Origin of the sequence: Streptomyces sp. NBC_00523 (assembly GCF_036346615.1) — a bacterium.
Taxonomy (GTDB): Bacteria; Actinomycetota; Actinomycetes; order Streptomycetales; family Streptomycetaceae; genus Streptomyces.
The window spans coordinates 3,698,923-3,725,128 of record NZ_CP107836.1 but is presented as its reverse complement, the minus strand read 5'-3'; the positions used below and the strand labels follow the sequence as shown (position 1 = coordinate 3,725,128).

General features: G+C 69.2%; 26 protein-coding genes. 15 read left to right on the top strand and 11 right to left on the bottom strand.

Annotated elements, in window-relative coordinates; genetic code table 11:
• Positions 1–110: 110 nt before the first annotated feature.
• Together OHS17_RS16855 and OHS17_RS16850 are read right to left on the bottom strand one after the other, a co-directional pair.
• The gene (locus OHS17_RS16855) at positions 111–326 is read right to left on the bottom strand and encodes a DUF5326 family protein (RefSeq protein ID WP_026171356.1); all 216 of its coding nucleotides are present in this window, start codon (positions 324–326) and stop codon (positions 111–113) included.
• A gap of 129 nt (positions 327–455) precedes the next feature.
• Positions 456–773 carry a cupin domain-containing protein gene (locus OHS17_RS16850; RefSeq protein ID WP_018101857.1) on the bottom strand — a complete coding sequence of 106 codons (318 nt, stop codon included), beginning with the start codon at positions 771–773 and terminating at the stop codon, positions 456–458.
• A 68-nt stretch (positions 774–841) separates the two neighbouring features.
• Between OHS17_RS16850 and OHS17_RS16845 the strand changes: the two genes are divergently transcribed.
• From OHS17_RS16845 to OHS17_RS16825, 5 genes are all read left to right on the top strand, one after another.
• Positions 842–1,219 (top strand): phage holin family protein, encoded by a 378-nt coding sequence (locus tag OHS17_RS16845; protein WP_073966683.1) that lies wholly within the window; start codon positions 842–844, stop codon positions 1,217–1,219.
• A gap of 86 nt (positions 1,220–1,305) precedes the next feature.
• Positions 1,306–2,436, top strand: coding sequence for a cystathionine gamma-lyase (locus tag OHS17_RS16840; protein WP_330312832.1), 1,131 nt, complete (start codon positions 1,306–1,308; stop codon positions 2,434–2,436).
• A gap of 212 nt (positions 2,437–2,648) precedes the next feature.
• Complete coding sequence (locus OHS17_RS16835) at positions 2,649–3,545, top strand: LysR family transcriptional regulator (RefSeq protein ID WP_330312831.1); 897 nt, start codon at positions 2,649–2,651, stop codon at positions 3,543–3,545.
• Between the two features lie 63 nt (positions 3,546–3,608).
• On the top strand, positions 3,609–4,088 hold the full coding sequence (locus OHS17_RS16830; RefSeq protein WP_330312830.1) for an NUDIX hydrolase: 480 nt from the start codon (positions 3,609–3,611) through the stop codon (positions 4,086–4,088).
• A 126-nt stretch (positions 4,089–4,214) separates the two neighbouring features.
• Complete coding sequence (locus tag OHS17_RS16825) at positions 4,215–5,099, top strand: GNAT family N-acetyltransferase (protein ID WP_330312829.1); 885 nt, start codon at positions 4,215–4,217, stop codon at positions 5,097–5,099.
• Positions 5,100–5,109: 10 nt separating this feature from the next.
• Here the strand turns inward: OHS17_RS16825 and OHS17_RS16820 are convergent, their stop codons facing one another.
• Positions 5,110–6,321, bottom strand: a complete 1,212-nt coding sequence (locus OHS17_RS16820; protein WP_330312828.1) for an MFS transporter — start codon at positions 6,319–6,321, stop codon at positions 5,110–5,112.
• 137 nt (positions 6,322–6,458) lie between these two features.
• On the opposite strand from OHS17_RS16820, the gene OHS17_RS16815 reads away from it, so the two are divergent.
• The 3 genes from OHS17_RS16815 to OHS17_RS16805 are packed head-to-tail and all read left to right on the top strand — an operon-like array spanning position 6,459 to position 8,594.
• Positions 6,459–6,920: a MarR family winged helix-turn-helix transcriptional regulator gene (locus OHS17_RS16815; RefSeq protein ID WP_330312827.1), complete on the top strand. Its 462-nt coding sequence runs from the start codon at positions 6,459–6,461 to the stop codon at positions 6,918–6,920.
• Positions 6,921–6,948: 28 nt separating this feature from the next.
• On the top strand, positions 6,949–7,401 hold the full coding sequence (locus OHS17_RS16810; protein WP_330312826.1) for a GNAT family N-acetyltransferase: 453 nt from the start codon (positions 6,949–6,951) through the stop codon (positions 7,399–7,401).
• A 29-nt stretch (positions 7,402–7,430) separates the two neighbouring features.
• Positions 7,431–8,594 carry a winged helix DNA-binding domain-containing protein gene (locus OHS17_RS16805; protein WP_330312825.1) on the top strand — a complete coding sequence of 388 codons (1,164 nt, stop codon included), beginning with the start codon at positions 7,431–7,433 and terminating at the stop codon, positions 8,592–8,594.
• Positions 8,595–8,658: 64 nt separating this feature from the next.
• On the opposite strand, the gene OHS17_RS16800 is transcribed toward OHS17_RS16805, so the two are convergent.
• Both OHS17_RS16800 and dnaB read right to left on the bottom strand, forming a co-directional pair.
• Positions 8,659–10,041, bottom strand: coding sequence for a serine hydrolase domain-containing protein (locus OHS17_RS16800; protein ID WP_330312824.1), 1,383 nt, complete (start codon positions 10,039–10,041; stop codon positions 8,659–8,661).
• 59 nt (positions 10,042–10,100) lie between these two features.
• Positions 10,101–11,579, bottom strand: coding sequence for a replicative DNA helicase (gene dnaB, locus OHS17_RS16795; protein WP_018101868.1), 1,479 nt, complete (start codon positions 11,577–11,579; stop codon positions 10,101–10,103).
• A 459-nt stretch (positions 11,580–12,038) separates the two neighbouring features.
• Here dnaB and OHS17_RS16790 point away from each other — a divergent pair, with 459 nt between their 5' ends.
• Positions 12,039–13,376, top strand: coding sequence for an MATE family efflux transporter (locus OHS17_RS16790; protein ID WP_330312823.1), 1,338 nt, complete (start codon positions 12,039–12,041; stop codon positions 13,374–13,376).
• Positions 13,377–13,462: 86 nt separating this feature from the next.
• Here OHS17_RS16790 and rplI read toward each other — a convergent pair whose 3' ends face one another.
• From rplI to rpsF, 4 genes are all read right to left on the bottom strand, one after another.
• Positions 13,463–13,909, bottom strand: a complete 447-nt coding sequence (gene rplI / locus OHS17_RS16785) for a 50S ribosomal protein L9 (RefSeq protein ID WP_018101870.1) — start codon at positions 13,907–13,909, stop codon at positions 13,463–13,465.
• 18 nt (positions 13,910–13,927) lie between these two features.
• Positions 13,928–14,164 (bottom strand): 30S ribosomal protein S18, encoded by a 237-nt coding sequence (gene rpsR / locus OHS17_RS16780; protein WP_003967857.1) that lies wholly within the window; start codon positions 14,162–14,164, stop codon positions 13,928–13,930.
• Positions 14,165–14,207: 43 nt separating this feature from the next.
• The gene (locus OHS17_RS16775; RefSeq protein WP_161207614.1) at positions 14,208–14,810 is read right to left on the bottom strand and encodes a single-stranded DNA-binding protein; all 603 of its coding nucleotides are present in this window, start codon (positions 14,808–14,810) and stop codon (positions 14,208–14,210) included.
• Positions 14,811–14,884: 74 nt separating this feature from the next.
• Positions 14,885–15,175, bottom strand: a complete 291-nt coding sequence (gene rpsF, locus OHS17_RS16770) for a 30S ribosomal protein S6 (RefSeq protein ID WP_018101872.1) — start codon at positions 15,173–15,175, stop codon at positions 14,885–14,887.
• Between the two features lie 278 nt (positions 15,176–15,453).
• Here rpsF and OHS17_RS16765 point away from each other — a divergent pair, with 278 nt between their 5' ends.
• The 3 genes from OHS17_RS16765 to OHS17_RS16755 all read left to right on the top strand — a co-directional run bounded on the left by OHS17_RS16765 (position 15,454) and on the right by OHS17_RS16755 (position 18,187).
• Positions 15,454–15,768, top strand: coding sequence for a hypothetical protein (locus OHS17_RS16765; RefSeq protein WP_161207613.1), 315 nt, complete (start codon positions 15,454–15,456; stop codon positions 15,766–15,768).
• A 162-nt stretch (positions 15,769–15,930) separates the two neighbouring features.
• Positions 15,931–17,049, top strand: a complete 1,119-nt coding sequence (locus tag OHS17_RS16760; protein WP_018101874.1) for a lipid II:glycine glycyltransferase FemX — start codon at positions 15,931–15,933, stop codon at positions 17,047–17,049.
• Between the two features lie 106 nt (positions 17,050–17,155).
• Positions 17,156–18,187: an alanine racemase gene (locus OHS17_RS16755; RefSeq protein WP_018101875.1), complete on the top strand. Its 1,032-nt coding sequence runs from the start codon at positions 17,156–17,158 to the stop codon at positions 18,185–18,187.
• A gap of 22 nt (positions 18,188–18,209) precedes the next feature.
• Here OHS17_RS16755 and OHS17_RS16750 read toward each other — a convergent pair whose 3' ends face one another.
• A complete protein-coding gene (locus OHS17_RS16750) occupies positions 18,210–19,715 on the bottom strand; it encodes a glycosyltransferase family 87 protein (protein ID WP_330312822.1) in 1,506 nt (501 codons plus the stop codon).
• An 88-nt stretch (positions 19,716–19,803) separates the two neighbouring features.
• Positions 19,804–22,560 (bottom strand): transglycosylase domain-containing protein, encoded by a 2,757-nt coding sequence (locus OHS17_RS16745; protein ID WP_330312821.1) that lies wholly within the window; start codon positions 22,558–22,560, stop codon positions 19,804–19,806.
• 387 nt (positions 22,561–22,947) lie between these two features.
• Here OHS17_RS16745 and OHS17_RS16740 point away from each other — a divergent pair, with 387 nt between their 5' ends.
• The 3 genes from OHS17_RS16740 (at position 22,948) to OHS17_RS16730 (ending at position 26,177) form a co-directional block, all read left to right on the top strand.
• A complete protein-coding gene (locus OHS17_RS16740; RefSeq protein WP_018101878.1) occupies positions 22,948–23,652 on the top strand; it encodes a PadR family transcriptional regulator in 705 nt (234 codons plus the stop codon).
• Positions 23,653–23,714: 62 nt separating this feature from the next.
• Positions 23,715–24,797, top strand: coding sequence for an inositol-3-phosphate synthase (locus OHS17_RS16735; RefSeq protein ID WP_018522072.1), 1,083 nt, complete (start codon positions 23,715–23,717; stop codon positions 24,795–24,797).
• Between the two features lie 114 nt (positions 24,798–24,911).
• Positions 24,912–26,177 (top strand): MFS transporter, encoded by a 1,266-nt coding sequence (locus tag OHS17_RS16730; protein WP_330312820.1) that lies wholly within the window; start codon positions 24,912–24,914, stop codon positions 26,175–26,177.
• Positions 26,178–26,206 lie beyond the last annotated feature (29 nt).

Genomic DNA, 26,206 nt, shown 5'->3' with positions numbered 1-26,206 from the left:
GTTTTCCCAGGTGATGGCAGAGGAGTGTCACTGTATCGGCCGCCCTGTGACCGGGTGCCGATTCGCGTTTCCCTTAGCTCAGCTGGGCTAATCCCCCGTCGGGCGTGCGGTCACCAGCCGTTTCCGGAGGACGACGACATGAACTTCCGTACGACGAAAACTAGCCCGCCGACCAGGATCACGAAGATCAGGATCTTGAAGAGCAGACCGACCACGAACGCGACCAGGCTGGCGATCAGACCACCGAACACGACGATCGCGAGCACGGGCACCGCGATCCACTTCACCCACCAGGGCATCCCAGCGAATATCTCCCGCACGGCCATCGTCCTTACCTCGTCTCTGTGAGTTCCTGCTTCGATGCTAGAGGCGAAAGACGGCCGCCGGACCCCGGGAACCCCTTGTCCTCCCCTGATCGATCCCTTAGGGAACCCTGGGACGGACCAGCCGCGAACTCATCCCTCGGGTGGCGAGAAGACCACCATCACGCGCAGGTCCTCGGTGATGTGGTGAAACTTGTGGGCAGTGCCGGCGGGTACGTACACGACGCTTCCTCTTCCCACCTGTGTCGTTTCCATGCCGACGGTGATCGACGCACGACCACTGACCACGAAGTAGACCTCGTCCTGGCTGTGCGGCTTCTGCGGGTCGAGCTCGCCCGCGTCCAGGGCGTACAGACCGACCGACATGTTCCGCTCGCGAAGAAACTGCAGGTAAGCACCGTCGTTGGCGGCCCGTTCCGCCTCCAGTTCGTCCAGCCTGAATGCCTTCATGGACCGCCCGCCCCTTGCCTCTGCCCAGCCGGTGTTCGCCACCGATCATGTCTGCCACGATCAGACACATGAAGAATTTCGTAGTCAAGACGATCGCCAACGCGGGTGCGCTGGCCGTGGCCATCTGGCTGGTCCAGGACATCACGCTGACCGGCGGCAGCACCGGCCGCAAGGCCCTGACCCTGGTCCTCGTCGCGTTGGTCTTCGGCCTGGTCAACGTCGTGGTCAAGCCGATCGTGAAGCTGCTCACCCTGCCGCTCTTCATCCTCACGCTGGGCCTGATCACCCTCGTGGTGAACGCCCTGATGCTGCTGCTCACCTCGTGGCTGGCCGGAGTGCTCGACCTGAGCTTCCACGTCGAGGGCTTCTGGACCGCCGTCCTCGGCGGCCTGATCATCTCGATCGTGTCCTGGGCGCTGAACGTCGTCCTCCCGGACGAGGACTGATCCGCCCGGCGGGAAGCGACCCGCGTCCACCTGAAACAGTGCGACCAGGACCGGTGACCGGCCGGGGAGAGAAGCGAGGAAGAACCATGAGCACCCAGGGCGACGGAACGCGCGCGGTACGCGCGGGACTCCCGGAACCGCAGCAGTACGAGCCCACCCTCCCCGGACCGGTCTTCGCCGCGCACTTCCACCTGTCCGGCGAGCCGACCGGCCCCTACACCTACGGCCGGGACGGCAACCCGACCTGGACCCGGCTGGAAGAGGCCATCGGGGAGCTCGAAGCACCGGGCGAGGACGTGGAGACCACCGTCTTCGCCTCCGGAATGGCGGCGATCTCGGCCGTCCTGCTCTCCCAGGCGCGCACCGGCGACGCCGTCGTGCTCCCCGATGACGGCTATCAGGCGCTTCCTCTGCTGCGCGAGCAGCTGGAGGCGTACGGAGTCGAGGTGCGGACCGCGCCGACCGGCGGCGACGCACAGCTCGCCGTCCTGGAGGGCGCCAAGCTCCTGTGGCTGGAGACGCCCTCCAACCCGGGCCTCGACGTCTGCGACGTGCGGCGCCTCGTCGAGGCCGCGCACGCCGGCGGCACGCTGGTCGCCGTCGACAACACCCTCGCGACCCCGCTCGGCCAGCGTCCGCTGGAGCTGGGCGCCGACTTCTCCGTGGCCAGCGACACCAAGGGCATGACGGGCCACGGCGACCTGCTGCTCGGCCACGTGACCTGCCGCGACCCCGAGCTCACGGCCGGAGTGCGGCGCTGGCGCAAGATCGCCGGCGCGATCCCCGGCCCGATGGAGGCATGGCTCGCGCACCGGTCGCTGGCCACGCTGGAGCTGCGGATCGAGCGGCAGTGCGCCGGCGCCCTCGCGCTCGCCGAGGTGCTCGCCAAGCACCAGGCCGTGTCCGGGCTGCGCTACCCCGGCCTGCCCACCGACCCCTCGTACGCGAACGCGGTACGCCAGATGCGGCGCTTCGGCTCCGTGGTGTCGTTCGTACTCGCCGACCGGGGGACCGCGGAGCGCTTCCTCGCGGCCCTGCGGCTGGTCGAGGACGCCACCAGCTTCGGAGGCGTACGCTCCACCGCCGAGCGGCGGGGCCGCTGGGGCGGCGACGCCGTGCCGGAGGGCTTCATCCGCTTCTCCGTCGGTGCCGAGAACACCGCCGATCTGGTGGCCGATGTCGAACAGGCCCTGGCCGCGGCCACCGCCGGGAACTGATCCCGTCGCGCGGTCCGGCGGTCCGAGCCTCCCCCCTCGTGGCTCGGACCGCCCCGGCCCCTCCCGTTCTCCTCGGGAAGAGCCGCCTCGACAAGGCTAGTTGACTCTGCGTCAGTGTCCAATCACAGTAGCGGCAGCGACCTATCGACATATTTATGGTTGTCCGGGGTCCTATCGGATGCGTCACTGCGTGAGGGCGGGAGGGACGAGACGTGGATCTGGCCCTGTTGCGCACCTTCGTCACCGTCCATCGAGCCGGCTCGTTCACCCGCGCCGCCGCGCTGCTGGGCCTCTCGCAGCCCGCCGTGACCTCCCAGATACGCACCCTGGAACGGCAGCTGGGCCGTCCGCTGTTCCTGCGCGGGGCCCGAGGAGTCACCCCGACGACGATCGGCGACGAACTCGCGCACCGGGCCGCCCCGCACCTGGACGCGCTGGTCGAGATCGCCGAGACCGACCTCGATGAGAAGTCGGGCGTACGGACCCTGCATCTGGCGGGTCCACCGGAATTCCTCTCCCTGCGCGTCCTGCCCGCGCTCACACCGCTGATCGCTCAGGGCCTCGCACTGCGCGGTTCGTTCTCCGCCGACACGGACGAGACCCTGGAGGGCCTGGCCGCCGGTCACCACGACCTGGCCGTCGTGACGGTCCGGCCGCGCGGGGAACTGCTCACCGCCACCCCGCTCTGCGACGAGGAGCACGTCCTGGTCGCCGCCCCGCGCTGGGCCGGCCGGCTGGGACCGGGCACGCTGCGACGCAACGGTCCCGTGGTCCTGGAGCAGCTGCCCGTGGTGGAGGTGCACGAGAGCCTGCCGCTCGTCTCCCGCTACTGGGCCGCCGTCTTCGACAGTGCGCCCGCGGCCGCCGGCGCCGTCATCGCCCCTGACCTGCGGGCGGTCCTGGAGTGCGCGGCCGCCGGCGCCGGGCTCGCCGTGCTGCCGCGCTATCTGTGCGAGGACGCGCTGGAACGCGGCGAGGTGGTGGCGCTTCTCGACCCTCCGGTCCCGCCCCTGCGCACGTACTTCCTGGCCGCGCGGACCGGCACGCTCGCGCTTCCGCATCTTGCCCGGGCACACGAATGGCTGCTGCGGGCGGCGGGCGACTGGTGACCGCAGGAGCACCCGACAGCGCCCCGGTGTTTCAGAACGGGTCCCGTGGGCCACGCTTCTGCCATGACCGAACGTCCTGTGGTCAAGCGCACCGCACGCGCCATCCTGCTCGACGGTGACGACCTCATCCTCATCAAGCGCACCAAGCCCGGCGTTGACCCGTACTGGCTCACGCCGGGTGGCGGCGTCGAGCCCGAGGACGCCACCGTTGTCGACGCCCTGCACCGCGAAGTGGACGAGGAACTGGGCGCCAAGATCACCGACGTGGTGCCCTGCTTCGTGGACACCGTGGAGCACATCGAGCAGGGCGGGGTGAAGGGCGTCAAGGTCCAGCACTTCTTCGTCTGCCGCCTCGACTCCATGGACCTGTCCCTGCGCCACGGCCCCGAGATCGACGCCCCCTGCGGGGAGTACGACGTCGTACGCGTGCCCTTCAGCCGGGTCGGCATCGCCGCAGTGCACCTCGTACCGCTGTCGTTGCGCCACTACTTGGACGGCAATATCGAGGGAGTCCGGGCCTTGCACGCCGCCGACCTGGGCTGACGCGCCGGCTCGTGTTTCACGTGAAACCGTGTGCGACCGAGGGTCGGGCCCAAATTTCGCTGCGGGACCCGGCCAGTTCCGGTAAAGCGGTGGACGGGCGATCACAGGTCGGAGAGCCTGACCCGTATGCCCAGCTCATTGCCCCGCCCGCTGTCCGATCTCCCCGTCCGGCGCCTCACTCGGGACGACCTGGTCGTCTGCGCCGATCTCAGCGAGGACCGGGGCTGGCCGCGCGATGAGGAGCGCTGGGCGCTGCTGCTCGCCGCCGGTACGGGCTACGGCATCGATGACCCGGACAGCAAGGGCCTTATGGCGAGCTGCGTAGTGGTCCCTTACGGCCCCGAGATGGCCGCTGTCGGCATGCTGCTGGTCGCCGGGCGCCATGCCCGGCGGGGAGTCGGCCGGTATCTGATGCAGCGGGTGATCGAGGCCGCAGGAGACACCCCGCTCAGCCTCCATGCGACAGCGGCGGGCCGCCCCCTCTACGAAGAGCTCGGATTCACACCGGTCGGACGCACCGTCCGCCTGACCGGCGCCTTCGCACCGGCTGCGGCAGCCGACCCGAAGTCCCTCGGCGGCTCGCGGACCGTCATCCGGTCCGCTTCCGCCCACGACCTGCGGGCGGTGGTGCAGCTGGACTCGGTTGTCTTCGGGCTCGACCGTACGCATCTGCTGACCCGGCTCCCGGCGTTCGCCAATCACCTGCGGGTCGCCGAGGAGGACGGGGAGCTGACCGGGTTCGCCGCGCTCTCGCCGAGCGCGGCGAACCATGCGGTGGGCCCGCTGATCGCGAAGGACACCTCCACCGCGCAGCTGCTCGTGGCCTCGCTGGCCGAGGCGACGGACCAGCCGCTGCGCGTGGACGTCGACGCCCGCCACGAGGACTTGCTGGACTGGCTCGGGCGCTGTGGACTGCGGTCGAGCTCGGAGACCACGGTGATGGCGCTCGGCGGACGGCAGTACGCGGACTGGCCCCGGTACTTCGCGCCCTTCAGCCTGGCCACGGGCTGACCCCCAGGAATCAGCTGCGGGGCTCGGGAACCATCGCCGGCTCCGGGGTATGGGTGGCGACGAGACGGCTCGGTGCGGTCGTACGGCGCTCCAGCGCGCTGGAGGCGAGGGCGACGACCAGCGCCGATGCCGCGAGTGCCGCTCCGACCCAGTTGGGGGCGGTGTAGCCGAGACCGGCACCGATGACGATCCCGCCGAGCCAGGCCGCGAGCGCGTTGCCGAGGTTGAAGGCACCGATGTTCATCGCGGAGGCCAGCGTCGGGGCGTCCACCGCCTGGTCGAGCACCCGCTTCTGGAGCGGAGGCACGGTCGCGAAGCCGAAGGCACCGATCAGGACGAGGGTGACCGCGGCCGCGACCTTGTTGTGGGCGGTCAGGGTGAACAGAGCCAGGACCAGGGCGAGGCCGCTCAGCGACACGGAGAGCATGAGCGTGGGGCGGCGGTCGGCGTACCTGCCGCCGATCAGGTTGCCGCCGACCATGCCGAGGCCGAAGAGGACCAGCAGCCAGGTGACGGCGGAGGCCGAGTACCCGGCGGTCTCCGTCATCATCGGCGTGATGTAGGTGATCGCCGCGAAGACGCCGCCGAATCCGAGGACCGTCATCGCCATGGCGAGCAGGACCTGCACATTGCGGAAGGCGGCGACCTCCTGCCGCAGCCTGACGCCCTTGGCGCGGGGCTGTTCGGGGACGAGCCGGGCGACGCCGAACAGGCCGAGGACACCCAGCGCGGCGACCAGGAAGAACGTGACCCGCCACCCGGCGTGCTGTCCGACGTAGGTGCCCACCGGCACCCCGACGACGTTGGCGACGGTGAGGCCGGTGAACATCAGGGCGATGGCGCCCGCCTTCTTCTGCGGGGCGACGAGATCGGCCGCCACGACCGCTCCGATGCCGAAGAAGGCACCGTGGGCGAGCGAGGCGATCACACGGCCGACGACCATCACTTCGAAGACGGGGGCGGCCGCGGTGATCACATTGCCGACGATGAACAGGCCCATGAGGATCATCAGCATCCGCTTGCGGCTGATCTTCGTGCCGAGCGCGGTCATCAGCGGCGCCCCGAGGACGACGCCGAGCGCGTAGCCCGTGGCCAGGAAGCCTGCGGCCGGGATGGACACCTGGAAGTCGGCGGCCACCTCGGGGAGCAGCCCCATGACCACGAACTCAGTGGTCCCGATACCGAATGCCCCGATGGCCAGGGCGAGGAGTGCGAGCGGCATGGGTTCCCTTCCCAGACGATTGCTACTGCGCCTTACATGCGTAGACAATAATTGCAGACGCTCTTTAATTGCAAGCGCTGGCTATTGCGGGCGTCGGCTACTCTGGACGTAAGCAGCTCCGGCACGGAGGAGAGACCATGACAGCCACGGACCCGGCCCTCACCGCCCTCTCCCAGGGCTGGATCGCGCTGTCCCTGCTCCACGGGAAGATCGAGAACCGCATCGAGCGGGCCCTGCAGAGCGGCCACGACCTGAGCGTGCGCGAGTACTCCCTGCTGGACGTGCTCAGCCGCCAGCACAGCGGCCCGGGCGGACACCTGCAGATGAAGCAGGTGGCGGACGCCGTCGGGCTGAGCCAGAGCGCCACCACGCGCCTGGTCACCCGCCTGGAAGACCGCGGACTGCTGACCCGGTACCTCTGCGACACCGACCGCAGGGGCATCTACACCGACGTCACCCCCGACGGGCTCACGCTGCTGTCCGAGGCCCGCCCCACCAATGACCGCGCTCTGCGCGTCGCGCTCGACGAGGCCGCCGAGAATCCGGAACTGGCCCCGCTCGTCCGGGCCGTCGAGGGACTGAAGGCCGTCCCCGCTTAGGCCCTGCCGACTGCGTAGGCTGCGGATCATGAGCGATCTGGAAATACGCCGCGCGACCGCTGACGACCTGGCCGAGATCGTGGCCCTGCTCGCCGACGACCCGCTGGGCGCGCAGCGCGAGTCGCCGGACGACCTCGCGCCCTACCGAGCGGCGCTCCGGCGGCTGGCCGACGACCCGAATCAGCACATGATGGTCGCCGTGCGCGAGGAGCGCGTCGTCGGGACTCTGCAGCTGACCCTGATCCCGGGGCTGTCCCGGCGCGGTTCGACCCGGTCCGTGATCGAGGGGGTCCGCATCCACGCGGACGAACGGGGAAGCGGTCTCGGCACCCGGCTGATCCAGTGGGCGGTGGACGAATCACGCCGACAGGGCTGCCAGCTGGTCCAGCTCACCTCCGACACGTCCCGCACCAACGCGCATCGCTTCTACGAACGGCTCGGGTTCGTCGCCAGCCACGTGGGCTTCAAGCTCGCCCTCTGACCCGCCTGCCGCGTTCCCGAGGAGCCGCCGTGCAACGCATCAGTGACGAACAGCGCCGCATCCGGATCGTCCGCCGTCATCTGCTGGCCCCAGGGGAACGGGCGTCGTCGCCCGTCGCGGTGGCCGACGCCCTCGTCGCGCTCCACGCGACCGACGCGGCCACCGTCTTCCTCTCGGCCTGCGCCAGGCTCGCCGAGCCGGACACCGCCGCGGTGGAGCGGTGCCTCTACGAGGACGTCTCGCTGGTGCGGATGCTGTCCATGCGCAACACCCTCTTCGTCGTGTCGAACGAGATGGCCCCGCACGTCGAGGCGGCGAACGCGCGCGCTGTGGCCGCCAAGGAGCGCCGCAACCTGCTCAAGCACCTCCACGAGGACGGAAACGGCCTGGACGAACGCTGGCTCGACCGGACCGAGAAGAGCGCCCTCGCCTTCCTGGAAGACAGCGGTCCGGTCTCGGGCAGCGAACTCGCCGCCGGTGTGGCCGCCCTTCGCACAAAGATCACCGTCTTCCCCGGGAAGAAGCAGGAAACGGTCCAGGGCGTCGCGACCCGGGTGATCCGGGTACTGGCCGCCGAGGGCAGGATCCGCAGAGACCGACCGCGGGGCTCCTGGACCTCCAGCCAGTTCCGCTGGGCCCTGGCCCGCCCCCGGCCGGTGGAGGAAACCGCTCCGGCCCAGGCGGAACTGGCCCTGCGCTGGCTCCGGGCGTACGGTCCGGGCACCGAGGCCGACCTGAAGTGGTGGACCGGCTGGGGCACCCGCGAGGTCCGTACCGCTCTCACGGCGGTCGGAGCCGTGGAGGTACGGCTCGACAACGGGGCCCCGGCCTGGGTCGCCCCCGGGGACACGGAGCCCGAGCCCGCCCAGGCCCCCTGGGCGACCCTGCTGCCCGGGCTCGACCCGAGCGGCATGGGCTGGGCGGACCGCGGCTTCCATCTGCCGGCCGAACACCGGGCAGCCCTCTTCGACCGCTCGGGCAACATCGGCCCCACGGTGTGGTGGGACGGCCGGATCGTGGGCGGCTGGGCCCAGCGAGGCGACGGTGAGCTCACGTGGCGGCTGCTGACCGATCCCGGCCGGGAGGCCACGGCAGCGATCGAGACCGAGGCGGCCCGGCTGGCGGGCTGGGTGGGGGAAGCCCGGATCACCCCGCGCTTCCGGACCCCGCTGGAACGGGAGTTGACCGCCTGAGCGGCTGTGCTGCCCGTTTCACGTGAAACGGGCAGCACCTGTACCTGGGCGTGTCCGGCCGGGTTCAGTCCCCCAGACCGCGCCACCCCTCCTCGTCCACACCACCGGGCACCGCCGCGACGGGGCCGTACGGCTCACGTGTGAAGACGAAGGACCCCAGATCGAGGTGGCTCACGCTGCCGTCCGCGTTCCGCACGATCCGCAGCGTCTCCCCCGCGTAGTAACCGTCCAGGCCGACCCAGGTGCCGTCGGGGCGCGCGGTGAAGCGGGCACCCCGGCCCTGCCCGTTCACCTGCCGCAGCTCCAGCCCGCGATCGGCGGTCAGCGTCAGGATGTTGGGGCGTGTGGCCCAGTACCACGGCCCGGTCAGGGCAAGGAGTTCCGCGTCCACCTCGGGCAGCGGGCGCCACGGCTCAGGGATTCGGGGCTCGGCCTCGGCGACGATGTCAACGAGGTCGGCGGCCACCTCGCCGATCGCGACCCCGGACGTCGCGTTGACGAGCACCACGGCCGTCACGTCGTCCTCGGTGCTGACCCAGAGGGCGGCCAGGAATCCGGGAAGCGAGCCCGTGTGCCCGATGAAGGTCCGGTCCTTGCGCCGGACCAGCTGCAGCCCCAGGCCGTAGTGATCGACCCACTCACCGGGTGCGGGAGCGGCCGACGGCTGCTTCATCTCCTCCACGGAGGCCGCGGCGAGCACCCGGTCGTCACCTCCGGCGAGGAAGGCCGCGAAGCGGAGCAGGTCCGCGGTCGTGGACCAGAGCTGTCCGGCGGGCGCCATCAGGCCCAGGTCCTCGGCCGGTTCGGGAAGCAGGGCGTCCGCCCAGGGGTGCACCGCCCAGCCTCTGGCGTGCGGGGCCTGGGGAAAGGAACTGGTCCGGTGCATACCGAGGGGTTCCAGCACCTCGCGGCGCAGTACCTCCTCCCAGGACGCCCCGCGCACGGCCTCGACCAGCGAACCGAGCAGCGTGTAGCCCGGGTTGGAATAGTGGTGCCGGTTGCCCGGCGGGTGCATCGCGACCTGCTCATCGAGCACGTCCGCGAGCGTGGGCCGCAGGCTGCCAGGGGTCCGCTCCCACCAGGGCGCGGTCGTCTCGGCTCCGAGCCCCGCACTGTGGCCGAGCAGCTGATGAATGGTCACGTCCCCCGCACCGGTGCCGGGCAGGTGCTTCTCCAGCGGATCCGCCAGGCCGAGCAGCCCCTCGTCACGCAGTCGCATCACCAGGACGGCAGTGAAGGTCTTGGTGAGGGACCCGATCCTGAACTGCGTTTCGGAGTCCGGGGCGTGACCGTCGACGCAGCTGCGCGCCCCTTCCCAGACCACCTGTCCCTTTCGTTGCACGGCGGCGACGAGAGAAGGGGTGCGTCCTTCGGCCTGAGCCGTGGCGACGCGGTGCAGCAAAGCGCGCCGGGTACCGGGAAGCAACTGTTCAGCTGGAGAAGTCATCATCAACAACTACCGCCCGCACCGGCGGAAGGCGACTCCATTTCCCGGCCCGGTGCCGGTCAGGTCTGCGCCATGTCCACGAAGCGGGAGTAGTGGCCCTGGAAGGCGACGGTGATCGTCGCCGTAGGCCCGTTTCGGTGCTTGGCCACGATCAGGTCCGCTTCGCCGGCGCGCGGCGACTCCTTCTCGTACGCGTCCTCGCGGTGCAGCAGGATCACCATGTCGGCGTCCTGCTCGATGGAGCCGGACTCACGGAGGTCGGAGACCATCGGCTTCTTGTCCGTGCGCTGCTCGGGGCCACGGTTCAGCTGGGAGAGCGCGATGACCGGCAGCTGAAGCTCCTTGGCCAGGAGCTTGAGGTTTCGCGACATGTCGGAAACCTCCTGCTGACGGCTCTCGGCACGCTTCGAACCGCCGGACTGCATCAGCTGGAGATAGTCGATGACCACCAGCTTGAGGTCGTTGCGCTGCTTGAGGCGACGGCACTTCGCCCGGATCTCCATCATGGAGAGGTTGGGGGAGTCGTCGATGTAGAGCGGGGCCGCGGAGACGTCCGGCATCCGCCGGGCCAGGCGCGTCCAGTCCTCGTCGGTCATCGTGCCGGAACGCATGTGGTGCAGGGCCACGCGTGCTTCGGCGGACAGCAGACGCATCGCGATCTCGTTGCGCCCCATTTCCAGGGAGAAGATCACGCTGGGCATGTTGCTCTTGATCGAGCAGGCACGGGCGAAGTCCAGGGCGAGGGTCGACTTACCCATGGCGGGACGGGCCGCGATGACGACCATCTGGCCCGGGTGCAGACCGTTGGTCAGGGCGTCGAGGTCGGTGAACCCGGTGGGCACGCCCGTCATTTCGCCGCTGCGGGAGCCGATCGCCTCGATCTCGTCCAGGGCGCCTTCCATGATGTCGCCGAGCGGCAGGTAGTCCTCGCTGGTCCGCTGCTCGGTGACGGCGTAGATCTCCGCCTGGGCCGAGTTCACGATGTCATCGACATCGCCGTCGGCCGCGTATCCCATCTGCGTGATCTTCGTACCGGCTTCCACGAGCCGCCGCAGGACAGCGCGTTCGTGGACGATCTCCGCGTAGTACGAGGCGTTGGCCGCCGTCGGCACCGACTGGACCAGGGTGTGCAGATAAGGCGCCCCGCCCACCTTGGTGATCTCGCCGCGCTTGACCAGCTCGGCGGCCACGGTGATCGGGTCGGCGGGCTCGCCCTTGGCGTAGAGGTCGAGGATCGCCTGGTAGACGGTCTCGTGCGCGGGGCGGTAGAAGTCGTGGCCCTTGATGATCTCCACGACGTCGGCGATGGCGTCCTTGGACAGCAGCATGCCGCCGAGCACGGACTGCTCCGCGTCCAGGTCCTGGGGCGGCACCCGCTCGAAGCCGGCGGAACCGCCCTCCCAGTCGGTGGACTCACGGCCGCGGTCGTGGCGGTCGCCCCGGTCCCGGTCCTCACCCCGGCGCTGGCGGGATACGGGCAGCCGGTCACTGGGGCCGGTGTCCGCCCATGGGTCGTCCAAGGGTTCGGGAATGCTCATCCGGCCACCTCCTCCCGTCCGCTCCGCGGACCTAGCCGTGCTCCTCTTTCTTACGGCACGGCACCGACAAACAAGACCCCCGACTCCGGTTCCGGTGTGTCGAGTTCTGCGGTGCCGCAGAGCCGAAACAGGGTGGGGGCGCCGGACTACGGTAGGCGGCTCCGCACCGTCAGCCAATCTGGTTATCCACAGGCCCTGTGGATGAGCGAGCAGATGCTGTGGAGAACCCCTCGGAACCTGTGCACGGACCGGGGGACAGCACTGTGGACAAACTCATAGACCACCTGCAAATACCACTGTGACCTGGGCTTTTCCCGTCCACCGGCTGTGGGGGAGAAAAAGTTGGGCGGTCGGGGCGAGATCATCGCATGTCCGGTGCAAGAGTTGCCCACAGACAAGCAAATGTAAGGACCCACAGCCGATTGCATCTCTTACCTGTGGAAGATTAGATTGGCTGCCATGATCCAGCCACCGGGAACCCCGTCTTCCCGCCGCCGACGGCACGACCGCGAGATCATCGCGCTCGCCGTCCCGGCCTTCGGCGCGCTCGTGGCCGAGCCGCTTTTCGTGATGGTCGACAGTGCCATCGTCGGCCATCTCGGCACCCCCCAGCTGGCCGGACTGGCGGTCGCCGCCGCCCTCCTGACGACCGCGGTGAGCATCTTCGTCTTTCTCGCGTACGCCACCACGGCAGCGGTCGCCCGCCGGGTGGGCGCCGGAGATCTCGCCTCCGCGATCCGCCAGGGCATGGACGGCATCTGGCTGGCGCTCCTGCTCGGTGTCGCCGTCATCGCCCTGACGCTTCCCCTCGCCCCCTGGCTCACCGAGGTGTTCGGCGCCTCCTCCACGGCGTCGCCCCACGCCATCACCTATCTCCGGATCTCCAGCCTCGGCATCCCCGCGATGCTGGTGGTCATGGCCGCGACCGGGGTACTCCGGGGCCTCCAGGACACCCGCACCCCGCTCTACGTCGCCGTCGGAGGCTTCGCCGCCAACGCGGCCCTCAACGCCGGCCTCGTCTACGGCGCCGGCCTGGGCATCGCCGGCTCGGCCTGGGGCACCGTCATCGCCCAGCTCGCGATGGCGGCCGCGTATCTGGTCGTCGTCGTGCGGGGAGCGCGGCGCCACGGCGCGTCCCTGCGCCCCGACGCCGCGGGCATCAGGGCCTGCGCCCAGGCGGGTGCGCCCCTCCTGGTCCGGACGCTGTCGCTGCGGGCCGTCCTGCTCATCGCCACGGCTGTCGCCGCCCGGCTCGGCGACACCGATATAGCCGCCCACCAGATCATCCTCTCCCTGTGGAGCCTGATGGCCTTCGCTCTCGACGCCATCGCCATCGCCGGGCAGGCCATCATCGGGCGCTATCTGGGCGCGAACGATGCACAGGGCGCACGCGAGGCGTGCCGGCGGATGGTGGAGTGGGGCATCGCGTCCGGTGTGGTCCTGGGCGTACTGATCGTCCTGGCCCGGCCACTGTTCGTCCCCCTGTTCACCAGCGACACGGCGGTCCAGGATGCCCTGCTGCCCGCCCTGCTGGTGGTGGCGGCCACCCAGCCGATCGCCGGCGTCGTCTTCATCCTGGACGGCGTGCTGATGGGCGCCGGCGACGGGCCGTACCTGGCCTGGGCCATGCTCGTCACGCTGGCCGTCTTCGCCCCCGCGGCCCTCCTGGTCCCCACTCTGGGCGGCGGGCTCGGCGCCTTGTGGTGCGCGATGGCGCTGATGATGATCGTGCGGATGGCGACGCTCTGGCTCCGTACCCGCTCCGGGAAGTGGCTGGTCACCGGGGCGACCCGCTGACCGATTCGGCATGTTTCACGTGAAACGGCGAAGGGCCGCACCCCGGAGGGTGCGGCCCTTCACTGTTCTGCTGAGGTGCGGCCCGATCAGGCAGCAACAACCTCGACGCCGAGCTTCGCAGCGACCTCGGGGTGCAGACGGACGGACACCTGGTGCCCGCCCAGCGTCTTGATCGGCGAACCGAGCTCGACGCGACGCTTGTCGACGTCCGGACCACCGGCGGCCTTGATCGCCGAGGCGATGTCGGCCGGGGTGACGGAGCCGAAGAGCCGGCCGGCGTCGCCGGAGCGAACGGCCAGACGGACCTTGACGGCCTCGAGCTTGGCCTTGACCTCGTTGGCCTGCTCGATCGTCGCGATCTCGTGGATCTTGCGGGCGCGGCGGATCTGCGCCACGTCCTTCTCGCCGCCCTTGGTCCAGCGGATGGCGAAGCCACGCGGAACCAGGTAGTTGCGGGCGTACCCGTCCTTGACGTCGACGACGTCGCCAGCGGCACCGAGGCCGGTGACTTCCTGGGTGAGGATGATCTTCATGTTTCGGTCACCCTTCCCTTATCGCGCGGTGGACGTGTAGGGCAGCAGCGCCATCTCACGGCTGTTCTTGACTGCCGTGGCGACGTCACGCTGGTGCTGCGTGCAGTTGCCGGTGACGCGGCGGGCACGGATCTTGCCGCGGTCGGAAATGAACTTCCGCAGCATGTTCGTGTCCTTGTAGTCCACGTACTGGGTCTTGTCCTTGCAGAACGCGCAGACCTTCTTCTTAGGCTTGCGCACAGGCGGCTTCGCCATGGTGTTTCTCCTGTGTGATCAAGAAGTGGGGGTACGAGCTTCCCTAGAAGGGGGGCTCGTCCGAGTAGCCGCCGCCGGAACCGCCGGAGCTTCCGCCCCAGCCGCCTCCGCCGCCGCCCTGCTGGCCCCCGCCCTGGCCGCCGGCAGGCGCGCTCGTGGCCCACGGGTCGTCGGCGGGAGCACCGCCACCGCCCTGCTGGCCACCACTGGGACCGCCGCCCCAGTTACCGCCGCCCTGCTGGCCGCCGCCGTATCCACCCTGGCCGCCCTGACCACCGCGACCGGTGGTCTTGGTGACCTTGGCCGTGGCGTTCTTGAGGCTGGGGCCGACTTCCTCGACATCCAGCTCGTAGACCGTGCGCTTGACGCCCTCGCGGTCCTCGTAGGACCGCTGCTTCAGCCGGCCCTGCACGACAACGCGCATGCCTCGCGTGAGCGACTCGGCGACGTTCTCCGCCGCCTGCCGCCAGACCGAGCAGGTGAGGAACAGGCCTTCGCCGTCCTTCCACTCATTGGTCTGCCGGTCGAAGATGCGGGGAGTGGACGCGACACGGAACTTCGCGACCGCCGCACCGGACGGGGTGAAGCGCAGCTCGGGGTCGTCGACGAGATTGCCGACGACCGTGATGACGGTCTCGCCTGCCATGGATGAACCTCTCGGCGGGGATTGCTTCTGGCTGCTTGCTGCTACTCGAACCCGATGACCACTGAGCTAGAAGCTCAGTGGATCTCGGGACGGAGGACCTTGGTCCGGAGGACCGACTCGTTCAGGTTCATCTGGCGGTCGAGCTCCTTGACGACCGCAGGCTCGGCCTGCAGGTCGATGACCGAGTAGATGCCCTCGGGCTTCTTCTTGATCTCGTAAGCGAGACGACGACGGCCCCAGGTGTCGACCTTCTCAACCTTTCCTTCGCCCTCACGGACGACGGAGAGGAAGTTCTCGATCAGCGGGGAGACTGCGCGCTCCTCGAGATCGGGGTCGAGGATGACCATCACCTCGTAGTGACGCATGTGGAACCCACCTCCTTTGGACTCAGCGGCCACGGTCGTTCCGTGGCAGGAGGGTCGTGATGCGTTGAGCAACGGTGCCCGAGTAAAACAGCCCCCACTGACAACGCCCTCGATGAGGAGGGGCGGTCCATGCGGGCCTGGGCAGACACCGGTGCAGACCGTCCAGAGTACCCGCAGACCGGCTTCCGGTTGAAATCCGGTGGTCAGGGGACGCAATCTGTACACATCGGGTGTGAGCGGCGCCACAACCGCGCCGCATGTCGGCCAGGAGGTACTCCATGGCACACGTAACGCGGACCCGCCCCTCCGTCTCGCTCTTCGCCACGGACGGCAGGCCCCATCCGCTGCAGGGCGCGCTCGTGGTGATCACGCTCGTCCTCGGCGCCCTCGCCTTCGTCTCGGCGATGTTCCACAACCTGCACCTGCTCAGCTCGTGGGCGGGCCTCATCGGGATCCTCACGGGGGCGTACGGCCAGTACATCTCCGTCACCACGCGCGAGAGGTTCCCGCTGATCGTCGGCATGGGCGCATCCGCCCTCGGGTTCTTCCTCGGGATGGCCCACGGCGGACTCTTCGGCGGCGTGATCGGCTGACCTCCCGGGTCCGGCCCGGGCGGCTCCGTCACCGGACGGGGCCGCCCCCGCACGCGTACAGGCACACGGGGCCAGACAGCTCGCTCCACGGCCACAGTAGGCTTCGGCGCGAGAGCCGGAGCCCCTGACCGATGGGGACACACCTGCCGAGGAGCGCCCCGCATGAGCCTGACCCTGAGGACCATCAGCCGAGAGCAGCATCTGGCCTACATCCAGAGTCTGCCCGCGGCCAGCCACATGCAGGTCCCGGCATGGGCGGATGTGAAGGCCGAGTGGCGCTCCGAGAGCCTGGGCTGGTTCGACAAGACCGGTCAGCTCGTCGGCGCCGGCCTGGTGCTCTACCGGCAGCTCCCCAAGATCAAGCGCTACCTGGCGTACCTGCCAGAGGGCCCGGTCATCAACTGGTACGCCCCGAATCTGAGCGACTGGCTGGAGCCGATGCTGGCGCACCTCAAGCAGCAGGGCGCCTTCTCGGTGAAGATGGGCCCGCCGGTGGTCATCCGCCGCTGGGACGCCGCGGCCATCAAGGGCGGCATCCAGGACCCGGACGTGAAGCGTCTGCGGGACGTCGAGGCCACGCACATCGAGCCGCGCGCCTTCGAGGTCGCCGACCGGCTGCGGAAGATGGGCTGGCAGCAGGGCGAGGACGGCGGCGCCGGCTTCGGTGACGTACAGCCCCGCTACGTCTTCCAGGTGCCGCTGGCGAACCGTTCGCTGGAGGACGTCCACAAGGGCTTCAACCAGCTCTGGCGGCGCAACATCAAGAAGGCCGAGAAGGCCGGCGTCGAGGTCGTCCAGGGCAGCTACGCGGAGCTCTCCGAGTGGCAGCGGCTGTACGAGATCACGGCGGAGCGCGACCGCTTCCGCCCGCGCCCGCTCGGCTACTTCCAGCGCATGTGGACGGCCCTCAACAGCGAGGACCCCAACCGGATGCGGCTCTACTTCGCCCGTCACGAGGGCGAGAACGTCGCGGCGGCGACCATGCTGATCGTCGGCGGACACGTCTGGTACTCGTACGGCGCCTCGGCCAACCACAAGCGCGAGGTCCGTCCCTCGAACGCGATGCAGTGGCGGATGCTGCGCGACGCGTACGCCATGGGCGCCACGGTCTACGACCTGCGCGGCATCTCCGACTCGCTGGACGAGACCGACCACCTCTTCGGTCTGATCCAGTTCAAGGTCGGCACCGGCGGCCAGGCCGCGGAGTACCTCGGCGAGTGGGACTTCCCGCTCAACAAGCTGCTCCACAAGGCGCTCGACATCTACATGTCACGCCGCTGATCCGAGCCCCACAGCTGACGAAACCGTCTTCATTGGTTTCAATGGGGCCTGAACACGCTTCTCCTCCCTGATCCACCGCAGCCACCAGAAGGGTCCCGGACCGGCCATGGCGCTCTCCCTGTACGTCGACACCGCGCGCTGGCGGGCGCACCAGAAATCCGTTATCGACCAGTTCCCCGGCATCGTTCCGGTCTGCAAGGGCAACGGGTACGGCTTCGGTCACGAGCGGCTGGCCGACGAGGCGATCCGCTTCGGGTCCGACATCCTCGCGGTCGGCACCACCTACGAGGCGGCCCGCATCAAGGACTGGTTCAGCGGTGACCTGCTGGTCCTCACGCCGTTCCGGCGCGGTGAGGAACCGGTGCCGCTGCCCGACCGCGTCGTACGGTCCGTGTCCTCCGTGGACGGGGTGCACGCCCTGGTGGGCGCCCGGGTCGTCATCGAGTGCATGAGCTCCATGAAGCGCCACGGCGTCAAGGAGGAGGAGCTCGGGCAGCTGCACGCGGCCATCGAGGACGTACGCCTGGAAGGCTTCGCCCTCCACCTGCCGCTGGACCGCACGGACGGGTCGGACGCGGTCGAGGAGGTCATCGCGTGGATGGACCGCCTGCGGGCGGCCCGGCTTCCGCTGCACACGATGTTCGTCAGCCACCTGCGCGCCGACGAGCTCGCCCGGCTGCAGCAGCAGTTCCCGCAGACCCGGTTCCGCGCCCGCATCGGCACCCGGCTCTGGCTCGGGGACCACGAGGCGACGGAGTACCGGGGCGCCGTGCTCGACGTCACCCGCGTCGTCAAGGGCGACCGGTTCGGCTACCGGCAGCAGAAGGCCGCGTCCGACGGCTGGCTGGTCGTCGTCGCCGGCGGCACCTCGCACGGTGTGGGCCTGGAGGCCCCGAAGGCGCTGCACGGCGTGATGCCGCGCGCCAAGGGTGTCGCCCGGGCCGGCCTGGCCACTGTGAACCGCAACCTGTCCCCGTTCGTCTGGGCGGGCAAGCAGCGCTGGTTCGCCGAACCGCCGCACATGCAGGTGTCGATCCTGTTCGTGCCCTCGGACGCCGAGGAGCCCCGGGTGGGCGACGAGCTGGTGGCCCACCTGCGCCACACGACCACGCAGTACGACCGCATCGTCGAACGCTGAGTCCGCGCGCCGCCCGCCCCGCTCAGTCGGCGGCGGGCGTGCCGGCCGTACCCCACTCCACCCGCGGCCCGGGCGCCGCGGGCAGCGCCTCCCGGCGTGCCGCACCGGTATCGACCAGGTGGGACAGTACGAACACGTCCTCGGCCCCGTCGAGCACCCCGCCCGACGGGTCGTCCGAGCCGTCGCGCCGCACCCCGTCGCGTTCCGGCATCACGACGTCCCGTACGACGACGGCGCACAGGTACAGCGTGCCCAGCAGATGCAGCACGATCGCCAGCTGGTAGCCCTCCGTCGGCAGCCCCTGGTGCTTGTCGCCGCTCGTCGTGTAGGCGAGGTACAACCAGATCCCGAGGAAGTACAGGACCTCGCACGTCTGCCAGATCAGGAAGTCCCGCCAGCGGGGCCTGGCCAGCGCGGCGAGGGGGATCAGCCACAGCACGTACTGCGGTGAGTAGACCTTGTTGACGAGGATGAACACCGCGACGACGAGGAACGCGAGCTGCGCGAAGCGCGGCCGGCGCGGTGCCGTCAGGGTCAGGACACCGATCGCGGCACACAGCGCGATGGTGGCCACCGTCGAGACGGTGTTGACCGTGCCGACGTCGATGGACTCACCGGTGCGCTGCGTGATGACCAGCCAGAACGACCCGAAGTCGATGCCGCGTTCCTCGCTGAAGGTGTAGAACTTCTTCCACCCCTCGGGCGCGAAGACCATGACCGGCAGATTGACCACCAGCCAGGAGCCCGCCGCTCCCAGCGCCGCCGCCCCGAACTCCCGCCACTTGCCCGCCCGCCAGCACAGGACGAACGCGGGCCCCAGCAGCAGGACGGGGTAGAGCTTCGCGGCCGTCGCCAGGCCGATCAGGATGCCGAACGCCAGCGGGCGGCTCCGGGACCACATGAGCATCGCCCCGGCCGTGAGAGCCACGGCCAGCAGGTCCCAGTTGATCGTGGCGGTGAGCGCGAAGGCGGGCGCGAGCGCCATCAGCAGGCCGTCCCAGGGGCGCAGCCGGTGTGTGCGCGCGACGCAGACGGCGATCACGGCGGTGCAGATCATCAGCATCCCCGCGTTGACCAGCCAGTACGTCTGCTCCTGCCCCTGGATGGAACCCCCGCCCGGGGTCAGCCACGCCGCGACCTGCATGAACACCCCGGTGAGAACGGGGTACTCCAGGAACTGCATGTCCCCGGGCAGCCGGTCGAAGTACGGCACCAGTCCGTCGGCGAAGCCGCGCCCCGAGTACAGGTGCGGGATGTCCGAGTAGCACGCGTGCGTGTACTGGGAGCCGGCTCCCCTGAACCAGGCCCAGTTGTAGCAGGGCAGCTTCTGCACCATGCCGAGCGCGAACATCCCGATGGCCACCAGGGCGATCGCCCCCACCGGGGTGAGTGCGGCGCTGCCGAGCCGCGACCAGCGGCCCGACCTCCCGCCGATCAGCTCGCTCCCGGCCGCCGCGACCTCGTCCCGGTGCGTGGGCCGTACGACGGGCCGTTCCTGGTGCACGCTCGTGTCCTCTGCGCTTGGCATGCCGCACATCCTGCCGTACGGCGCTGTGGAAAGGACGAGGGCCGCCGCACCGGGGTGCCGCGGCCCTCATCGCCTGCTGTACCGGGCTCTACCCGGTCGTACCACCCCACCAGCTGGTGGTCCCGGTGCTGTTGTTCCCGGTGCCGTTGGTGTTGCCCCCGGTGGCGCCGTTGTTGGTTCCGGTGCCCCCGTCCGAGCCGTCGTCCCCACCCGTCGTGCCGGTGGAGGTGCCGGTATCCGTGCCGCCGTCGTTGCCCTGGCTCGTGCCCGTGTCCGTACCGCCGTCGTTGCCCTGAACGGTGCCCGCGTTGGCGCCGCCGTTGTCCTGGCAGTTCCAGCCCCACGTACCGCAGGTGTCGCTCGGGTCGGGGGTCGGAACGTCGGGCGTGGGCGTGGGCGTCGGGGTCGGCTTCGTCGTCTCGGTCTCGGTCGGCGTGGGCGTGGGCGTCGGCGAGGGCTTCTTGGACGCGCCGCCGCCGTAGACCTTGTCCCCGATCGGCTCCGCCTTGGGGAAGGGCTCCGCCTTCTCCTTCTTCATCGCCTCGACCATGTAGTCGTGCCAGACCTGCGCGGGGAACGACGCACCGTGGATCTTGTCCTTGCCACCGGTGCCGTACATCTTCTCGAACGCACGGTTCTTGTGCTTCTCGTTGTCGTCCAGCCGGTACATGCTGATCGCCGTCGACAGCTGCGGCGTGTAGCCCACGAACCACGCGGACAGGTTGTCGTCGGTCGTACCCGTCTTGCCCGCGACCTCACGGCCCGGGAGCTGGGCGGACGTACCGGTGCCCTTCGCCACGACGTTCTTGAGCACGTCCGTGACGTTGTCGGCGATGACGCTGTCGAAGGCGCTCTTGGTGACCGCCTTGTGCTGGTACTCCGGCTTGCCGCGCTTCTTCACCTCGGTGACGGAGTAAGGATCGCGCTGCTGGCCCCGAGCCGCGAAGGTGGCGTAGGCGCCGGCCATGCTCGTCGTGCTGGGCGAGGACGTACCGATCGAGAAGGACGGCACGCTGGAATCCGCCATGTAGCGGTCGTCCTTCAGGCCCGCCGCGATGGCCGCCTTCTTCACCTTGTCCGTGCCGACGTCCATGCCCAGCTGCACGTAGGGGGAGTTGGCGGACCACTGCATGGCCTCACGCAAGGTGATGTTGCCGAACGACTCGTGGTCGTCGTTGGTCTGCAGCCACTCCTTGCCGGCCTTGTCGGTCCAGACGTCGCCGTTGTACTTCTTGATCTTCAGCTTGTTGGCACCGTTGTAGATGCTGAGCGGTGAGACCTTCGTACGCTGCGACTCGTCCTGCTCCGCGTCGCCGGACGGGTCCCGCTTGCCGTACTCCATGGCGGCTGCCAGCACGAAGGGCTTGAAGGTCGAGCCGACGGCGGCGCCGGTGGGGTCGGCGTTGCTCTGGTAGTGCCTGGTCGCGTCCACGCCACCGTAGATCGCCTGGATCGCGCCGGTCTTGGGGTCGACCGACGAACCGCCGAACTGCACGTGGGTGTCTTCCGGGCGCTTCTTCGGGTCGATGTTCTCGTCGTAGACGCGCTTGACTGCCTTGCTCAGCTGATTGACCTTCGTCTGGTCGAAGGTCGTGTGGATCTCGTAACCGCCCTGGTCGAGCATGTCCTTGTTGATCTTGGTGTGCTCGTAGATCTCGGCATTGGCGGTGTTGACGAGGTAGCCGATCTGGCCGCCCAGCTGCGCGGCCCGCTTCGGCTTGTTGGGCATCGGGAACTCCGTGTACCCGTCCCGCTCCTTCTGCGACATACGGCCGTCCTTCACCTCCTCGTCAAGGATCCACTTCCAGCGCTTCTCCGCCCGCGCGCGGTTCTTGGCCGCGGTCGCCTGCACCCGATCGACCTCCGGCGCACCGGCCGGGTCGTAGTAACTGGCGCCCTTGAGGAGGCTGGCCAGGAAGGCGCACTGGCTCGCGTTCAGGTCCTTGGCGTCCACGCCGTAGTACGTACGGGCCGCGGCCTGGATGCCGGAGGCGCCGCGCCCGTAGTACGAGACGTTCAGGTACCCGGCCATGATGTCCTTCTTCTTCATCTCGCTGCCGACCTTGAGCGTGATGAAGAGTTCCTCGAACTTGCGGCTGAGGGTCTGCTCCTGCGACAGCCGCGAGTTCTTGACGTACTGCTGGGTGATGGTCGAACCGCCCTGGGTCTGACCGCCCTTGGCCATGTTGAAGACGGCCCGGGCGATACCCATGGGGTCGATGCCGTGGTCGGTGTCGAAGGTCTTGTTCTCGGCCGAGATGACGGCGTTTCGCATCGCCTCGGGGATCTGCGCGTAGTCGATGACCTGGCGGTTGACCTCACCGCCGGTGGCCACCATCTGGCTGCCGTCCGCCCAGTAGTAGACGTTGTTCTCCGCCTTCGCGGCGGCCTGGACCTCCGGCTTGGCCACCATCGCGTACGCGAGACCGGCGAGACCCATCAGCAGGCCGAGGAAGCCGATGCACAGGCTGGACACCAGCTTCCAGGACGGAACCCAGCGCCGCAGACCCTGACGGCCGGCGCGCGGGTAGTCGATGAAGCGCTTCTTGCCCGGACGCCTGCCTCCGCGCCCGCCACCCTCGTGCCCGCCGTCCCCGCCACCGCGACGCCGTCCACCGCCGCCGCCGTCGGAACCTCCACGGCCTCCGCCGCCTCGCTGGGCCGCCCGTCTGGTGGCCGCACGACCTGCGTACGGGGCCTCCTCGCCATGCGAGTCGGAAGGTGAGGCTGAAGTTACTCCGCGTGACGGTGCTGCGCGGCGTCCTGAGGACTGCTGGGCGGCGCGTCGGGCCGCGGCACGTCCGCCGCCTTGCGGTTGCGACGTCTTGCGACGGTGCTCGCTCATCGAACGACTACTCCTCGGGCAGGCGAGAACGCCTGGAAGCGGCAGGTGAGATCCGGTCCCCCGAATGACGGGCCGGCCCGGCGACGGGCTCGCCCGCTATGCGTCCGGATGGCCCGCGAACACTCACGCATGCGCGCGTCTCGCGGTTCCCGGTGGTCTGCATGCCGCACAGACTACGCACGGTCAAAACCCTCCTGGGACCGAACTTCACCCCAAATAACGCAAGTCGGTTCCTACGAATTGGCGATGTGACGCCGCTCACTGAGGCTCCCCTTGTCGGCGCCGCCGGTCCGATCTATCGTGCTGATGTATCGAGTCGATACATCAGCTCGGTACATCGATTCGGCACAAGGGACCGTGAGAGCACTCGGAGAAGGAGGGGCGAGGTTGAGCCGACGTTCCGGCATCCTCGAGTTCGCCGTCCTCGGACTGCTCCGCGAATCCCCGATGCATGGCTATGAGCTGCGCAAACGCCTCAACACCTCGTTGGGCATCTTCCGTGCCTTCAGTTACGGGACGCTCTACCCCTGTCTCAAGACGCTGGTCGCCAGCGGCTGGTTGATCGAGGAACCGGGGACCGCTCCGGCGGAGGCGGCACCCGGCTCCGGCCGGCCCGTCGCTCCCGCCTCGTCCCTGGCGGGGCGCCGAGCCAAGATCGTCTACCGATTGACGGCTGAAGGTAAGGAGCACTTCGAGGAGCTGCTCTCGCACACCGGCCCCGATTCCTGGGAGGACGAGCACTTCGCGGCTCGCTTCGCCTTCTTCGGGCAGACGGAGCACGACGTGCGCATGCGGGTGCTGGAAGGCCGTCGCAGCCGGCTGGAGGAGCGCTTGGAGAAGATGAGCGCCTCTCTGGCCCGCACCCGTGAGCGCCTCGACGACTACACGCTTGAGCTGCAGCGACACGGCATGGAGTCCGTGGAGCGCGAAGTGCGCTGGCTGAACGAGCTCATCGAGAGCGAGCGGTCGGGACGGGATCAGCGACGATCCTCGCCCGAGGGCTCAGCTCAGCAGAAGACCTCAGGAGAGCCTGACGGCCTGCCCCGGCGGGGAGACAACCCGCCGGATCCGTCCGGCGACACCGCCAAGTGAGTTCACCGCAGATCCGCGGCGGGCTCATCAGAAACATCCATTACACACAGGGAGCAACCGGAATGGGTTCGGTTCGCGTAGCCATCGTCGGCGTGGGCAACTGCGCCGCCTCGCTGGTCCAGGGCGTCGAGTACTACAAGGACGCCGATCCGGCCGGCAAGGTGCCCGGTCTGATGCACGTCCAGTTCGGCGACTACCACGTGCGGGACGTCGAGTTCGTCGCCGCCTTCGACGTCGACGCGAAGAAGGTCGGCCTCGACCTCTCGGACGCCATCGGTGCGAGCGAGAACAACACCATCAAGCTCTGCGACGTGCCGAACGCCGGTGTCACCGTCCAGCGCGGCCACACCCACGACGGCCTGGGCAAGTACTACCGCCAGACCATCGAGGAGTCGGCCGAGGCCCCGGTCGACATCGTCCAGATCCTCAAGGACCGCAAGGTCGACGTCCTGGTCTGCTACCTCCCGGTGGGTTCCGAGGTGGCCGCGAAGTTCTACGCCCAGTGCGCCATCGACGCCAAGGTCGCGTTCGTCAACGCTCTTCCGGTCTTCATCGCCGGCACCAAGGAGTGGGCGGACAAGTTCACCGAGGCCGGTGTCCCGATCGTCGGCGACGACATCAAGTCGCAGGTCGGCGCCACCATCACGCACCGCGTGATGGCGAAGCTCTTCGAGGACCGGGGTGTCATCCTGGACCGCACGATGCAGCTGAACGTCGGCGGCAACATGGACTTCAAGAACATGCTCGAGCGTGAGCGCCTGGAGTCCAAGAAGATCTCCAAGACGCAGGCCGTCACCTCGCAGATCCGTGACCGCGAGCTCGGCGCGGACAACGTCCACATCGGCCCGTCTGACTACGTGGCCTGGCTGGACGACCGCAAGTGGGCGTACGTGCGCCTCGAGGGCCGCGCCTTCGGTGACGTCCCGCTGAACCTGGAGTACAAGCTTGAGGTCTGGGACTCCCCGAACTCCGCCGGTGTCATCATCGACGCCGTCCGCGCGGCGAAGATCGCCAAGGACCGCGGCATCGGTGGCCCGATCCTCTCGGCCTCCTCGTACTTCATGAAGTCCCCGCCGGTCCAGTACTTCGACGACGAGGCCCGCGAGAACGTCGAGAAGTTCATCCGCGGTGAGGTCTCCAACTGACTCCCGTGAGTCAGCCGCGCAGATGAGGAGCGGCAACGCTTCTCTGCTGCCGCGCCGTTGAGGGCCCCCGGGCAATCCGCCCGGGGGCCCTCGTCGTGTGTGACCCTTGCTCCCATGCCCGTCGCGCGCGACCTGCGCATACTTCTCCGCCTCCCGGACTTCCGCCGCCTGCTGGCCGTGCGGGTCCTGTCCCAGTCGGCCGACGGCGTCTATCAGGTGGCGCTGGCCACGTACGTGGTCTTCTCGCCGGAGAAGCAGGCGTCCGCCGGGGCGATCGCCTCGGCCATGGCCGTGCTGCTGCTCCCCTATTCACTCGTCGGGCCCTTCGCGGGTGTGCTGCTGGACCGCTGGCCCCGGCGTCAGGTCTTCGTCTACGGCAACCTGCTGCGCTCCGGGCTCGCCTGCTGCACCGCCCTCCTGATCATCCTCGGGGCTCCGGCATGGCTGTTCTACGCCTCCGCTCTGTGCGTCACCGCGGTCAACCGCTTCGTCCTCGCCGGTCTCTCCGCCGTTCTGCCGCGCGTGGTCGAGCGGAAGCATCTGGTGCTCGCCAACTCGCTGTCGCCGACCGCGGGCACCCTTGCCGCCACCGCGGGCGGCGGACTCGCCTTCGTAGTACGGCTGCTGGCGGCTTCGGACTCCGCCGTGGTGCTGCTCGGGGCGGCGCTCTACCTCGCCTCGGCGCTGGCGGCGCTGAGCCTGGCGGCGAAGCTCCTCGGGCCGGACCGCGAGGCCGGCCGCATGTCGCTACGGGCAGCGCTGAGGGCGGCGGCCGGAGGACTCCTCGACGGACTGCGGCACTTGCTGGAGCACCGGGGCGCGTCCCGGGCGCTGGCCGCGATGACGGTGATCCGGTTCTGCTACGGGGCGCTGACCGTCATGGTCCTGATGCTCTGCCGGTACGCCTGGACGGAGAACGAGGACGACGGTCTGGCGCTCCTCGGCCTGGCGGTGGTCGTCTCCGGTGCCGGGTTCTTCGCGGCGGCGGTACTGACTCCCTGGGCCGCGGGGAGGCTCGGGCGGCTCCGTTGGATGGTGGTGTGCGCGGGCACCGCCGCGATCCTCGAACCGGCCCTGGGGCTGTGGTTCGCTCCGGCGCCGATGCTCGTCGCCGCGTTCGTCCTCGGCCTCGTCACACAGGGGGCGAAGATCGCCACGGACACCGTGGTGCAGACCGCCGTGGACGACGCCTACCGGGGCAGGGCCTTCTCGTTCTACGACGTGCTGTTCAACGTGGCCTTCGTGGCCGCGGCGGCGGTCGCCGCGCTGATGCTTCCGCCTGACGGACGGTCCGTGGTGCTGGTGATCGGTGTGGCGCTGCTCTACGCAAGTTCTGCCCTGTGCCTCGCGTATTGGAGTCGGGGCGGTGATGTCCTATAGCGTGCCCGCGTCAAACACGACGCACGAAT